General features: G+C 44.2%; 12 protein-coding genes, 4 tRNA genes and 1 pseudogene. 16 read left to right on the top strand and 1 reads right to left on the bottom strand.

Annotation, left to right across the window (positions count from 1 at the left end; translation table 11 throughout):
* Positions 1-4 precede the first annotated feature (4 nt).
* The 13 genes and pseudogenes from EFK13_RS20780 to EFK13_RS20720 form a co-directional block, all read left to right on the top strand.
* Entirely contained in the window at positions 5-424 is a 420-nt protein-coding gene (locus EFK13_RS20780) for a VOC family protein (protein WP_129507035.1), read from the top strand.
* A 205-nt stretch (positions 425-629) separates the two neighbouring features.
* On the top strand, positions 630-1,922 hold the full coding sequence (purA, locus tag EFK13_RS20775) for an adenylosuccinate synthase (protein ID WP_024713335.1): 1,293 nt from the start codon (positions 630-632) through the stop codon (positions 1,920-1,922).
* A gap of 224 nt (positions 1,923-2,146) precedes the next feature.
* Positions 2,147-2,222: transfer RNA gene (locus EFK13_RS20770), tRNA-Lys, on the top strand.
* A 9-nt stretch (positions 2,223-2,231) separates the two neighbouring features.
* Positions 2,232-2,303: transfer RNA gene (locus tag EFK13_RS20765), tRNA-Glu, on the top strand.
* 82 nt (positions 2,304-2,385) lie between these two features.
* Positions 2,386-2,462 (top strand) — tRNA-Asp (locus tag EFK13_RS20760).
* 35 nt (positions 2,463-2,497) lie between these two features.
* A tRNA-Phe gene (locus EFK13_RS20755) sits at positions 2,498-2,570 on the top strand.
* A gap of 385 nt (positions 2,571-2,955) precedes the next feature.
* The gene (walR, locus tag EFK13_RS20750; protein WP_003244363.1) at positions 2,956-3,663 is read left to right on the top strand and encodes a cell wall metabolism DNA-binding response regulator WalR; all 708 of its coding nucleotides are present in this window, start codon (positions 2,956-2,958) and stop codon (positions 3,661-3,663) included.
* Positions 3,664-3,670: 7 nt separating this feature from the next.
* Positions 3,671-5,506 carry a cell wall metabolism sensor histidine kinase WalK gene (gene walK / locus EFK13_RS20745; protein ID WP_064815423.1) on the top strand — a complete coding sequence of 612 codons (1,836 nt, stop codon included), beginning with the start codon at positions 3,671-3,673 and terminating at the stop codon, positions 5,504-5,506.
* The gene (gene walH / locus EFK13_RS20740) at positions 5,496-6,860 is read left to right on the top strand and encodes a WalRK two-component regulatory system regulator WalH (RefSeq protein WP_129507036.1); all 1,365 of its coding nucleotides are present in this window, start codon (positions 5,496-5,498) and stop codon (positions 6,858-6,860) included. Before walK ends, walH begins: the two co-directional genes overlap by 11 nt.
* A complete protein-coding gene (gene walI, locus EFK13_RS20735; protein ID WP_075747229.1) occupies positions 6,847-7,689 on the top strand; it encodes a WalRK two-component regulatory system regulator WalI in 843 nt (280 codons plus the stop codon). Before walH ends, walI begins: the two co-directional genes overlap by 14 nt.
* A 22-nt stretch (positions 7,690-7,711) precedes the next feature.
* A complete protein-coding gene (locus EFK13_RS20730; protein WP_129507037.1) occupies positions 7,712-8,506 on the top strand; it encodes an MBL fold metallo-hydrolase in 795 nt (264 codons plus the stop codon).
* Positions 8,507-8,587: 81 nt separating this feature from the next.
* Complete coding sequence (gene htrC, locus EFK13_RS20725; protein WP_129507038.1) at positions 8,588-9,787, top strand: serine protease HtrC; 1,200 nt, start codon at positions 8,588-8,590, stop codon at positions 9,785-9,787.
* A 220-nt stretch (positions 9,788-10,007) separates the two neighbouring features.
* Positions 10,008-10,202 (top strand): annotated as a pseudogene (locus EFK13_RS20720) (sensor histidine kinase); the annotation flags it as partial.
* A 5-nt stretch (positions 10,203-10,207) separates the two neighbouring features.
* Here EFK13_RS20720 and rocR read toward each other — a convergent pair.
* Positions 10,208-11,593: an arginine utilization regulatory protein RocR gene (gene rocR / locus EFK13_RS20715; protein WP_129507039.1), complete on the bottom strand. Its 1,386-nt coding sequence runs from the start codon at positions 11,591-11,593 to the stop codon at positions 10,208-10,210.
* 230 nt (positions 11,594-11,823) lie between these two features.
* On the opposite strand from rocR, the gene EFK13_RS20710 reads away from it, so the two are divergent.
* From EFK13_RS20710 to rocD, 3 genes are all read left to right on the top strand, one after another.
* Positions 11,824-12,108: an autorepressor SdpR family transcription factor gene (locus EFK13_RS20710; RefSeq protein ID WP_129507040.1), complete on the top strand. Its 285-nt coding sequence runs from the start codon at positions 11,824-11,826 to the stop codon at positions 12,106-12,108.
* Positions 12,108-12,740, top strand: a complete 633-nt coding sequence (locus EFK13_RS20705; protein ID WP_129507266.1) for an SdpI family protein — start codon at positions 12,108-12,110, stop codon at positions 12,738-12,740. The genes EFK13_RS20710 and EFK13_RS20705 overlap by 1 nt, the downstream gene beginning before the upstream one ends.
* A 304-nt stretch (positions 12,741-13,044) precedes the next feature.
* Complete coding sequence (gene rocD, locus EFK13_RS20700) at positions 13,045-14,250, top strand: ornithine aminotransferase (protein ID WP_129507041.1); 1,206 nt, start codon at positions 13,045-13,047, stop codon at positions 14,248-14,250.
* The last annotated feature ends 104 nt before the right edge of the window (positions 14,251-14,354 follow it).

Here is a 14,354-nt window from a genome sequence, read left to right as displayed (position 1 = left end):
TAACATGGGAAAACGTTTTTCATATTTTCACGCCGCACAAATCCGGATTGCGCGGCCTACAGGCCAGCTTCATGAGATCATTCGATTTTATGAAGAGGGACTGGGCTTGAAACGAATAGGAGAATTTTCGCAGCATAACGGGTATGACGGTGTCATGTTCGGCCTTCCTCATGCCGATTATCATTTGGAATTCACTCAGTATGAGGGGGAAAGTGGCGCCCCTGTTCCCCATCCCGACAGCCTCCTCGTTTTTTATGTGCCTGATGCAGATGAACTGACAGCGATCACTTCAAAGCTGAAGCACATGGGCTATCAAGAGGTTGAATCAGAGAACCCTTACTGGAGCCATGGCGGCGTGACGATAGAGGACCCGGACGGCTGGCGAGTCGTTTTTATGAACACAAAAGGGCTATCAGGCAAGTGATTCTTTTCCATGCTAAAGGACAAAAGTTTCGTGAGCTTTTTATGACAAACCGGTGAGAAAACGCTTATAAACTTAATGAAAGCGAACGAATATAGATTTACAATAATTTAATGTTCGGATTTACAATTGACTTTCTGTTTCTTCACTGATAAACTTGATTTGTTTGAATAGAATCGTTTTGAAAGGTTAACGGAGGTGCACGGACATGTCTTCAGTAGTTGTAGTAGGTACGCAATGGGGCGATGAAGGAAAAGGTAAAATTACAGATTTCCTTTCAGAAAATGCAGAAGTGATCGCCCGTTATCAAGGCGGAAATAACGCCGGGCATACAATCAAGTTTGACGGAGTCACATACAAGCTTCACTTAATCCCGTCTGGAATTTTCTATAAGGATAAAACGTGTGTGATCGGAAACGGAATGGTTGTAGATCCGAAAGCATTAGTCACAGAGCTTGCGTATCTTCATGAGCGCAACGTCAGTACAGATAACCTGAGAATCAGCAACAGAGCTCACGTCATTCTGCCGTATCATTTGAAATTGGATGAAGTGGAAGAAGAGCGAAAAGGGGCTAACAAGATCGGCACAACGAAAAAAGGAATCGGCCCTGCTTACATGGATAAAGCAGCCCGCATCGGAATTCGCATCGCGGATCTGTTAGACCGTGACGCGTTTGCGGAAAAGCTTGAACGCAATCTTGAAGAAAAAAACCGTCTGCTTGAGAAGATGTACGAGACAGAAGGGTTTAAAATTGAAGATATCTTAGACGAATATTATGAGTATGGCCAGCAGATTAAAAAATACGTCTGCGATACATCTGTTGTCTTAAATGATGCTCTTGATGAAGGACGCCGTGTATTGTTTGAAGGCGCGCAAGGGGTTATGCTCGATATCGACCAGGGAACATACCCGTTTGTTACATCATCTAACCCGGTTGCCGGCGGTGTTACGATCGGTTCTGGTGTCGGCCCGACCAAAATTCAGCATGTTGTCGGTGTATCAAAAGCATATACGACTCGTGTCGGCGACGGTCCTTTCCCGACTGAGCTGAAAGATGAAATCGGCGATCAAATCCGTGAAGTCGGACGCGAGTATGGAACTACAACAGGCCGTCCGCGCCGTGTCGGCTGGTTTGACAGCGTCGTAGTCCGCCACGCCCGCCGTGTGAGCGGAATTACGGATCTTTCTCTGAACTCAATCGACGTTTTAACAGGAATTGAAACGCTGAAAATCTGTGTGGCGTACCGCTACAAAGGCGAAATCATTGAGGAATTCCCGGCAAGCCTTAAAGCCCTTGCTGAATGTGAGCCGGTATACGAAGAAATGCCGGGATGGACTGAGGACATCACAGGCGCGAAAAGCTTGAGCGAGCTTCCGGAAAACGCGCGCCACTATCTTGAGCGCGTGTCTCAGCTGACAGGCATTCCGCTCTCTATTTTCTCTGTCGGTCCAGACCGTTCACAGACAAATGTCCTTCGCAGCGTGTACCGTGCGAACTAAATAGAATAGGCTTGCAAGCCCCTATAATAGGGGCTTGTTTTTTGTTTGAAAGCCGCATATAAGTTGGTTTGAGAAAAAAATATGAAAAAAAACCAAAAAAGTTATTGCCACTTCTATTTGTTCGTGATATTATAAATCTCGTTGTTACGGAAACTGCTTCAATAGAGTACAAGATGAGAACATAATCTAAGTCGTTTGCTCTATAGAAACTCCGACATCTTTAAGAGCCATTAGCTCAGTTGGTAGAGCATCTGACTTTTAATCAGAGGGTCGAAGGTTCGAGTCCTTCATGGCTCACCATTTCGTGAAGGCCCGTTGGTCAAGCGGTTAAGACACCGCCCTTTCACGGCGGTAACACGGGTTCGAATCCCGTACGGGTCATTGATTTACTTTAGCGTTATTGCTAAATTCCTTATTTGTCTGCGAGGGCTGACACGACAGCTCTCCGGGCAAATTACTGTAAGGTCCGGTAGTTCAGTTGGTTAGAATGCCTGCCTGTCACGCAGGAGGTCGCGGGTTCGAGTCCCGTCCGGACCGCCATTTTACTTTACTCGGTAGAGAAAAATAAAACATTTGGCTCGGTAGCTCAGTTGGTAGAGCAACGGACTGAAAATCCGTGTGTCGGCGGTTCGATTCCGTCCCGAGCCACTTACCAAACGCATCTGCAATCGTAGGTGCGTTTTTTCTTTTAGGAAAAAGGCAAACATGAGGAGTGTTATAATAGAAGAAAAAGGGAGAACCGGCCCCGCGGCCGGTTCTAAAGAAGAAGACGTCATTGATAAAGACGCACTCCGGTGATGGGAGGTTTCAGTAAAGTTATCAATTTTAAAAAATGTTGACTAGCATGACAAAAGATAAACAATAGGCGGATAAAGGTGAAACAAGTGTTTTTTTTCTAAACCTTTATTTTTTTTATCTTTTGACCTTAAACCGTTATAATAGACAAGGACCCATTGTTTACATGGGCCATAAGTGATGAAACGAATGTTATATAGATGAAATGAAGTTATTCGGCAGGAGGAAAATCAAAATGATGGATAAAAAGATCCTTGTAGTAGATGATGAAAAACCGATTGCAGATATATTGGAATTTAACTTAAGAAAAGAGGGCTATGAAGTGCACTGTGCCCACGACGGAAATGAAGCCGTTGAAATGGTAGAAGAGCTTCAGCCTGATTTAATTCTTTTAGATATTATGCTTCCTAATAAAGACGGCGTTGAAGTGTGCCGTGAAGTCAGAAAGAAATACGATATGCCGATCATTATGCTGACGGCTAAGGATTCAGAAATTGACAAGGTCATCGGGCTTGAAATCGGCGCTGATGACTATGTCACAAAACCATTCAGCACACGCGAGCTTCTGGCACGTGTAAAAGCGAACCTGCGCCGCCAGCTGACAACAGCGCCTGCGGAGGAAGAGCCGTCCTCTAACGAGATTCATATCGGCTCTCTCGTCATCTTCCCTGACGCGTACGTCGTATCAAAACGAGATGAAACAATCGAATTGACTCATCGTGAGTTCGAATTGCTTCATTATTTAGCAAAACATATCGGACAAGTGATGACACGTGAACATTTGCTTCAAACCGTTTGGGGCTATGATTATTTTGGCGATGTCAGAACGGTTGACGTTACAGTCCGCCGGCTTCGTGAAAAAATCGAGGACAACCCAAGCCATCCAAATTGGATCGTCACACGCCGCGGCGTAGGTTATTACTTGAGAAACCCAGAACAGGACTAATGCCCATATGAATAAGGTTGGTTTTTTTCGCTCGATCCAATTTAAGATTACCTTGATTTATGTGCTTTTGATTATTATTGCCATGCAAATCATTGGTGTGTATTTTGTCAATCAGGTAGAGAAATCGCTGATTAACTCTTATGAACAATCGCTTAATCAGCGAATCGACAACCTTTCTTACTATATCGAACAAGAATATAAAAGCGATAACGACAGCACCGTCATCAAGGATGACGTCAGCCGTATTTTGAACGACTTCACGAAAAGTGATGAGGTCCGGGAAATTAGTTTTGTAGATAAAAGCTATGAAGTGGTCGGTTCTTCAAAGCCGTATGGCGAGGAAGTGGCGGGGAAACAAACGACCGATCTGATCTTTAAAAGAATTTTTTCTACCAAACAGTCGTATTTAAGAAAATACTATGACCCGAAAAGCAAAATCAGAGTTCTCATTTCCGCAAAGCCCGTCATGACTGAAAACCAAGAGGTTGTCGGCGCGATCTATGTTGTCGCGAGTATGGAAGATGTCTTTAATCAAATGAAGACGATCAACACGATACTGGCGTCCGGCACAGGTTTGGCACTTGTTTTGACGGCTCTTCTCGGTATTTTTCTGGCAAGAACCATTACCCACCCGCTTTCGGATATGAGAAAGCAGGCGATGGAGCTTGCGAAAGGGAATTTCTCGAGGAAGGTTAAAAAGTACGGGCATGATGAAATCGGGCAGCTCGCCACCACGTTTAACCACTTAACGAGAGAGCTTGAAGATGCCCAGGCGATGACTGAAGGAGAGCGCAGAAAGCTTGCCTCTGTTATTGCCTATATGACAGACGGCGTTATCGCCACAAACCGAAACGGAGCGATTATTCTCTTAAACAGCCCGGCGCTGGAGCTGTTGAACGTTTCACGTGAAACAGCATTAGAGATGCCGATTACGAGCTTGCTGGGGATTCAAGAGAATTATACATTTGAAGATTTAGTCGAGCAGCAGGATTCTATGCTGCTTGAAATTGAGCGCGATGATCAATTAACAGTGCTTCGCGTGAATTTTTCTGTGATTCAGAGAGAACATGGCAAAATCGATGGGTTAATCGCTGTTATTTACGATGTAACCGAGCAAGAGAAAATGGATCAGGAACGCAGAGAATTCGTGGCGAACGTATCACACGAGCTGCGGACGCCGCTTACGACAATGCGCAGTTATTTAGAGGCGTTAGCTGAAGGTGCGTGGGAAAATAAAGACATTGCCCCGCGTTTCTTAATGGTGACGCAAAATGAAACCGAGCGTATGATCCGGCTTGTCAATGACTTGCTGCAGCTATCGAAATTTGACAGCAAGGATTATCAATTTAACCGGGAATGGATTCAGATTGTCCGGTTTATGTCGCTTATTATTGACCGTTTTGAAATGACCAAAGAACAGCATGTGGAATTTATCCGTAATCTGCCGGACAGAAATCTGTACGTCGAGATTGACCAAGATAAAATTACCCAGGTGCTCGATAATATTATTTCCAACGCTTTAAAATACTCACCGGAAGGCGGACATGTCACGTTCTCCATTGATGTTAACGAAGAGGAAGAACTCCTCTATATCAGCGTCAAGGATGAAGGGATCGGAATTCCGAAAAAGGATGTCGAAAAAGTCTTTGACCGTTTCTACAGGGTGGATAAAGCGAGAACGAGAAAGCTCGGCGGGACCGGTTTGGGACTGGCGATTGCAAGAGAAATGGTTCAGGCGCACGGCGGAGATATTTGGGCGGACAGCATAGAAGGAAAAGGCACGACGATTACATTTACTCTTCCATATAAAGAGGAACAAGAGGATGATTGGGATGAAGCGTGAAAATATAAAAACGATATTACTAACGGTACTCGTCATCATCAGCCTTGTGTTTACATGGGGGATATGGACATTCCAGCCAAACTTTTCTGAGGGCTCTTCATCAACAGAGTCTACTGTGCGTGAGAAGCATAAAATCGAAAAAAATACTCAAAAGCTGTCTGAAACCGTAAGGCCGAGAGAAATGTTTATCCATGATGACGGCGCTCATTATAAGGTAGATGAAACCTTATATGAAGAAGTCTGGTCTGACCTGCCGCATTGGGATGTAAAAGGGATTAAAGATATTTCTGACCAATATGACAAGACTGGATTCAAGAGCTGGTTTTATGGGATAGGCGGTTCTGAAGCGAAGCTTGATTTGCAATTCAGCGATACAATTCCGATTGATATTTTCCAAACGCTGTTTAAATGGTCGAATCAGTCGTTTGAGTACAGTTCGTTTGATCATATTCTGATTCCATTTAATGAAACAAAAGCGAACAAGAAAATTTATTTGGTGTCCTACAGCAAGCAGCTGATTCTGGAAGTGACCGTTGAGTCGGCCAACTACCGGAACATTATGAACGACTTGGAAAACAGGCAATCAAACATGCCGGCGTACAGCTTGTTCTCGATCGGTTCAAAGAAAGAATTCCTGCTTCCGAACAAACCGCTTACGATGGACAAAAAAGAATTTGTCACAGAATCAATTAAAACAAGCACCTTTAAGCAGGCGCTGTTCAGCGATCCGAGCATTGTAAGGGAAGATTCGAATTACAACAACAGAAATGTGCTGACAGATGGAATCAGCCGTTTAGATGTGAATCTGAGCCAGCGCCAGGTGCAATTCCAGCAGCGCAATTTAGTCCAGAGCACATCTTATCAAACGGGTGAATTAATCAAAAAGACCCAAAAATACCTTGAGGATACGGGAAGCTGGACGGATCATTATCAATTTTTTAATATCAATGACAGCCAGCAGCTGAGCTTCTATATCTTCATGGATCAGATGCCGGTCATTAACAGCACCGCCAAACCGTTCGGAGCGACATCGGCGATTACAGTGCAATGGGCGAACGATGATATTCTCAGCTATAAGCGGCCGAATTTCAGTCTCGGAACGAATCCGATCAAAACAAGTGAGACAGAGCTGATGAGCGGCAGCGAAGTGAGGTTGCTGCTTTCGAAACAAACCAAATATGATACGGACAAGATTGATCAGATTTTCCTTGCTTATCAAATGGCATCAACATCAACCAACGATGATCCTCTCGTTGAACTTGAACCGGTTTGGGCGATGAAAATAAATGGGAAAATTGTGCCGATTACTAAGGACTTATTGGCGAAGGAGGGGGCAAACAGTGGAGTGGAATAAGACAAAATCAATCTTCATCGTTGCCTTCCTCATTTTAGATATTTTCTTAGGCTATCAGTTTTTTCAAAAATGGCAGGCTACCAGCAAAGAATATGAAGTCATTAAAAATGATGTCGAGCATGACATGAAGGCCGACCATATTACGTATGAAGGCCTGAATAAGGAAGCTACAGAAGGCTACCGGATTACAGCAAATCAAAAGACCTTCACCAAGGAGGAAATCGAGGCGCTGAAGGATCAAAAGCCTTTGATGGACATGCCTAGTGATGATCATAAAGTAACGAGCCTCAAAATGAAGTTTACGAATCCGATCGCCCTATCAAAGAAAAATATCGAGGACGATGCTCAGGCACTTGTTTCTTCGAAAATCCAAGATGGCGAAAAATATAAGTTTTGGAAGGTTGATAAATCGAAGAAGGAAGTTATTTTCTTCCAAACGTATGAAGGCCATTATATTTACCAGAAGACCGACAATTCCTCTAATATGATCGGACAAGTGGTGCTGCACTTAAATGATAAATACGAGGTTGTGTCGTACGACCAGACAACGCTTGAGACTTTCAAGCAAATCCAGAAAGAAAGCTTAATTACTGAGATGGATGCGGTTGAGCTATTGTACTATCAAAATCAATTAAAAGAATACAGCACTGTGAAGAGCTGTAAATTCGGCTACGTCGCGCAATATCCGCTGACAAGTACGCAGGTGCTGGCGCCGGTATGGAGAATTACGGTCGAGTACGAGAAAAAAGTGAACGGTGAGAAAAAGACAGTACAAGAGTATTTTACTGTGAATGCTTTGGAGAGTACGATTTTAGATACAGATCAATGAAAAATAATGGAGTGAGACAGACATGAGCTTGCAATTTAGCGTACTTGCGAGCGGGAGTACGGGAAATGCGTTTTACCTCGAAACAGAGGATCACGCATTTTTGGTGGACGCCGGTTTGAGCGGGAAAGCCATGGATGGGCTAATGGCGCAAATCGGGCGTAAGCTGGATGATGTAGACGGCATTTTTGTGACGCATGAGCATAGTGACCATATTAAGGGCCTCGGAGTGGTCGCCAGAAAGTACAAGCTTCCGATCTATGCGAATGAGAAGACATGGAAAGCGATGGAGAACCAGATCGGCAAAATAGACACCGATCAAAGGTTTGTGTTTCCGATGGAAACGGTGAGGTCATTCGGCGGACTTGATGTCGAATCGTTTGGCGTCTCCCATGACGCGGCGGAACCGATGTTTTATGTGTTCCATTATAACGGCCGAAAGCTCGCGTTAATGACAGATACGGGGTACGTCAGCGATCGGATGAAAGGCATCATCCGCTCATCGAATGTGTTTGTGTTTGAAAGCAATCACGATGTCGGTATGCTGCAAATGGGGAGATACCCATGGAGCATTAAGCGGCGGATCTTAAGTGACGTCGGGCACGTTTCAAATGAAGATGCCGCCTTGGCGATGACGGATGTCATTGGCGACGAGACGTCACGTATTTACCTGGCGCATTTGAGCCAGGACAACAACATGAAGGAGCTGGCGAGAATGTCTGTGCAGCAGACATTGGCTTCTAAAGGATTTGTGACGGGTGAGACATTTGAGTTGTATGACACCGATCCGAAGAAGGCCACTCCGCTTTGCGCTGTATAATTTTTCTATATAAATCATGACTATTATAGGAGCTTCTAACCCACAATATAACCATATTAACGTTCTTGGAAAGGATGGAATATGGTGGATTACGATCGTGAGGAAGAACAGACTACTCCTGAACAGCCAAAGAGAAGCAAAAAAGGATACTTCCTTTCAAGTCTGATTGGCGTGATTGTCGGTGCTGTCTTAATGGCGTTTATCATGCCGTACCTTTCAAATGAAGGGTTAGATACGGGTGCTTTGGATCAGCAGCAGAACAATGGCCGGGAATCAATCCGGACGGTGAATGTCAGTGTCAATAATGCAGTCACCAAGATTGTCAGCAATGTGTCGCCGGCCGTTGTCGGTGTTGTGAACATCCAAAAATCAGATATTTGGGGAGAGAGCGGCGAGGCTGGGAGCGGCTCCGGCGTCATTTATAAGAAAAACGACAACTCCGCTTATGTCGTGACCAACCATCATGTCATCGAGGGTGCTTCCCAAATTGAAATCAGCCTGAAAGACGGCTCGCGTGTAGCCGCTGAACTTGTCGGCAGCGACCAGCTGATGGACCTTGCCGTTTTACGGGTGAAAAGCGATAAAATCAAAGCTGTCGCCGACTTCGGAAATTCAGATAAAGTCAAATCCGGTGAACCGGTTATCGCCATCGGGAACCCGTTAGGCCTTGAGTTTGCGGGCTCTGTCACACAGGGCGTCATTTCGGGTACGGAGAGGGCAATTCCGGTCGATTCGAACGATGATGGACAGCCTGACTGGAACGCAGAGGTTCTGCAAACGGATGCGGCCATTAACCCTGGAAACAGCGGCGGCGCTTTGTTAAATATGGACGGAAAGGTCATTGGCATCAACTCAATGAAAATTGCCGAGTCGGCGGTTGAAGGGATTGGATTGTCCATTCCGTCTAAACTTGTGATCCCGGTGATAGAGGACTTAGAGAAATACGGCAAAGTCAAACGGCCGTTCCTTGGCATTGAGATGAAATCGCTAAGCGATATCGCAAGCTATCATTGGGATGAAACCTTGAAGCTTCCTAAAGATGTCACCAATGGCGCGGTTGTAATGGGAGTAGACGCCTTTTCGCCTGCCGGAAAAGCTGGCCTGAAGGAACTGGATGTCATCACGGAATTTGACGGATACAAAGTAAATGATATTGTTGATCTGCGGAAACGGCTTTATCAGAAAAAAGTCGGTGACCGGGTGAAAGTGAAGTTTTACCGCGGCGGAAAAGAAAAATCTGTTACCATCAAGCTGTCCTCCGCAGACCAATTAGGAAGTTAACAAAAGCAGTCTGGCACCGTTGCCGGGCTGCTTTTTTATGCAAAAAAACTGAACGAGGATCATGTCCGTTCAGTTGAATATGAAGAAAAATACAAGATGGTGTTACACGTGAAACAGCAGCAAAGGGCTGCTGTTAGGTGTGTGCTGACTGTGATTGTAAAGATGTCCGCGTAGTTGCCATTCTTTCTTTCATGCAGAAGATGTTTCTCATCTGATTGCGGCACCTGAGCAACTGCCGTATTTATTTGACCGGTTTTACAGGGCAGACCCATCCCGTTCCCGAAAATATGGAGGTTCGGGATTGGGGCTTGCCATTACAAAGTCGATTATCGACAGCCATAATGGGACGATTGACGTCAAAAGTCAAATCGGCAGAGGCACTGTTTTTCTGATCAGGCTTCCTGCCGCAGAATAGGGCTATTACTCGGCAGGCGAGTGGGAAAATTTCTTCAGCCGGTATTGAAGGCTTTGTCTGCTGATGCCAAGCTCTTGAGCAGCTTTCGAGATGTTATGGCCGTGTTTTCTTAACACGTTCTCAATCACATATTTTTCGAAGCTCTCCATTTTTTCTTTTAAGTCCGCGGCTGGATGGTGTTTTGGTGTTTCAGGCTCTGGGATGTCAGCCGGCTTGATTTTCATGCGGTATTGATAGGGCAGATGGGAAGCCGTAATCGTTTGCTCATCTGTCATAAAATTCATTGCGCCTTCGATCATATGCTCAAGCTCCCGAATATTTCCCGGCCAGTCGTACGATAGGAAAAATTGCTTCACGTCTTCGCTAATGTGTTCGACATTCATTTGAAACAGGTGGTTGTTTTTCTGGATGAACTCAGACGCGAGAAGCAAAATGTCTTCTTTCCGTTCCCTGAGCGGTGGGATGATCAGTGTCACGACGCTCAGCCTGTAATACAAGTCCTTCCGCATTCGTTCGCCCGCAATCGCATCAATCGGGTCTTCGTTCATCGTGGCGATAATACGCACGTCAATCGGCGTATCCTTAGTCGAACCGATGCGCCTGATTTTCCGTTCTTGAAGAGCGCGCAGCAGCTTCGCCTGCAGACTCAGATTCAGCGAGTTGATTTCATCTAGCAGCAGCGTGCCGCCATGGGCTTGTTCAAACAGGCCGGGCTGGTCCACAGCGCCGGTAAACGCGCCTTTTTTCGTTCCAAATAAAATGCTTTCCACAAGGCTGTCTGGCAGTGCCGCGCAGTTTTGTGAAATAAACGGGCCGCCTGAACGGTCGCTGCCGTTATGGATACTTTGCGCGAACAGCTCTTTTCCCGTGCCAGTTTCGCCTGCGAGAAGGACAGATGATGATGTGCGCGTTGCCCGCTTCGCGTTTTCGATGACGTCTTGAATGGCCGGACTGGTGCCGAGAATGCTGTCAAAGGTATAGGTTGTGCTGCCTTTTTTGTTCATATTCTCTCTGATCAGCCGTTCGAGCTTTGTCACATCCTTGGCAATTTCAACTGCGCCCCTGATTTTGCCATCCTTGACGATGGGATAGGTATGATTGATCGTCGTGATTTCCTGGCCTTTATTATTGAAGTAGCTCTGTTTCACATTTTTAATCGTTTTGCCTTCCTGAAGAGCCTGTACAAGTGTGCTGTCCTGCTGTGTAGAAAACATAAACACATCCATCAGGTTTTTATTCAGGACGTCATGCTTCTCCATATCTTCAATCTGCATCATTTTATTATTATAAACGACCGTGTGTCCGTGCTCGTCTACTACGTGCAGGCCAACATCGATTTCATCCAAAATGCTTTGAAAAACCAATGTGAGGAATTCGCTGTCTTTGACCACTGTATAAACCTCCCTCAATTATTTTCTTAATATTGCTTCTATTTTATAAAAGAATGGAGTTGATATGCAAAAGAATTTTGCACTTAGGATTTGTATTACAGTTAATCCTAATATCGTTTTATCGTAAAGGAAGGAAATACTGGTGTTGTATATTGACTGGAAAAATAAAATGTTTTATTATTTAGGTAAATATCTAAATCCTAATGTTTACCAAAAGGGGGGAGAATTATTTGAATAAGGCTTTTAAAGCTCTGGCCGATCCTACAAGGAGAAGGATTTTGGATTTGTTAAAACAACAAGATTTAACAGCCGGGCAAATTGCTGACCAATTTGATATGTCAAAACCTAGTATTTCTCATCACTTAAATATTTTAAAGTACACGGATTTAGTACGAGACCAAAAAAAGGGCCAATTTATTATTTATTCTTTAAATACTACTGTACTTCAAGATCTTATTGGCTGGTTTTTTTCCCTTACAGATACAGACCATGACAAGAAGGAAGGTGGAGAATGATGAAAAAATATTTCTTTGCACTAATTATGATAGCCTTAACCATTTTAGCTTGGGTTATAACATATTCACACTTACCTAATGAATTGGCAACACACTGGGGTATAAGTGGTGAAGCAGATGACTTTTCAAAGAAACCTACGGCCATAGCAACGTTGGTAGGTATAATGATAGTACAATATATTCTTATGGTGCTTATTCCTAAAATTGATCCTCGACGAAACTATCCGACCTTTACTCGTGCATACTTATCTATTTTTAATACCATGTTTCTCGTCTTATTTCTCATTAATTTGATTACAATATTGACGGGGCTGGGTGTTAAACTTCCTATTCCCTATTTAGGATCATTTATTCTTGGAGCTATATTTATGGTTTTTGGTAATTTTCTTCAGCAGGTTAGACCGAATTTTTTCTTGGGAATTAGAACTCCTTGGACATTAAGCAGTGAAAATGTATGGAGGCTTACACATAGATTAAGTTCAAGAATATTTGTTCTTGCTGGAATCATTATTGTTTTAACTGCATTTATTCCTGAGTCTTTTACAGAGCCCATTATTTTTATAGCTGCAATAGGTAGTATACTGTTATCCGTATTCGCATCTTATTTCATATATCAAAAAGAGCTAAACTAAGGACTAAAAGGCGTAATTACAATTCAGATTACGCTTTTTTATTTTAGTACTTATTTTAACTATTTTTATTTAAAAGAATTATTTTATCCGATTTGTGAATACCTTCTTTGTTGATATAGTTATTTGAGATGCAAAAGAATTTTGCACTTGCTGAAATTTTTGCGCGAAATATCAGAATGTTTTTGCACCTTGTTCTCGAAAATTGTAGAAAACACACGAAATCTTGATTTGGCACAGAACTTGCATTTATAAAAAGGGAAAGCAGGATAACATGTTGAAACAGAAAACAAGGGGGAATTCAAATATGCCAGCTTTATCTAAATCCAAAGAAATTATTGATCAGACGTCTCATTACGGAGCCAATAATTATCATCCGCTCCCGATTGTTATTTCTGAAGCGCTGGGTGCTTGGGTAAAGGACCCGGAAGGCAATGAATATATGGATATGCTGAGTGCTTATTCTGCGGTAAACCAAGGTCACAGACACCCGAAAATCATTCAGGCATTGAAGGATCAGGCTGATAAAATCACCCTCACGTCACGCGCGTTTCACAACGATCAGCTGGGGCCGTTTTACGAAAAAACAGCTAAGCTGACAGGCAAAGAGATGATTCTGCCGATGAATACAGGAGCTGAAGCGGTTGAATCCGCGGTGAAAGCGGCAAGACGCTGGGCTTATGAAGTGAAGGGCGTAGCAGACAATCAAGCGGAAATTATCGCATGTGTCGGAAACTTCCACGGCCGCACAATGCTGGCGGTATCTCTTTCTTCTGAAGAGGAATATAAACGGGGATTCGGCCCGATGCTTCCGGGAATCAAATTAATCCCTTACGGCGATGCGGAAGCGCTTCGTCAGGCCATTACGCCGAATACAGCGGCATTCTTGTTCGAACCGATTCAAGGCGAAGCGGGCATTGTGATTCCGCCTGAAGGGTTTTTGCAGGAAGCGGCGGCGATTTGTAAGGAAGAGAATGTTCTGTTTATTGCGGATGAAATTCAAACGGGTCTTGGACGTACAGGCAAGACGTTTGCCTGTGACTGGGACGGCATTGTACCGGATATGTATATCTTGGGCAAAGCGCTTGGCGGCGGTGTGTTCCCGATCTCATGCATTGCGGCGGACCGTGAGATCTTAGGCGTGTTTAACCCTGGCTCACACGGCTCCACATTTGGCGGAAACCCGCTAGCATGTGCAGTGTCTATCGCTTCATTGGAAGTGCTGGAGGATGAAAAGCTGGCGGATCGTTCTCTTGAGCTTGGTGATTACTTTAAAAGTGAGCTTGAGAGCATTGATAACCCTGTCATTAAAGAAGTCCGCGGCAGAGGGCTGTTTATCGGTGTCGAATTGACGGAAGCCGCACGTCCGTATTGTGAGCGTTTGAAGGAAGAAGGGCTTTTATGCAAGGAAACGCATGATACAGTCATTCGTTTTGCACCGCCATTAATCATTTCCAAAAAGGATTTGGATTGGGCGATAGAGAAAATTAAGCACGTGCTGCAAAACGCGTAAATCCGCATCATGGCGGGATATTCACTTCGTTTGTATAAATTTACAACAGAAAAATCAGCACACCCTATTTGCTCAGCTACAGTATTTTAGTATAATGTATCTTT

This window comes from Bacillus cabrialesii (genome assembly GCF_004124315.2).
GTDB classification, from domain to species: domain Bacteria; phylum Bacillota; class Bacilli; order Bacillales; family Bacillaceae; genus Bacillus; species Bacillus cabrialesii.
This window is presented reverse-complemented; position numbering and strand designations above follow the sequence as displayed.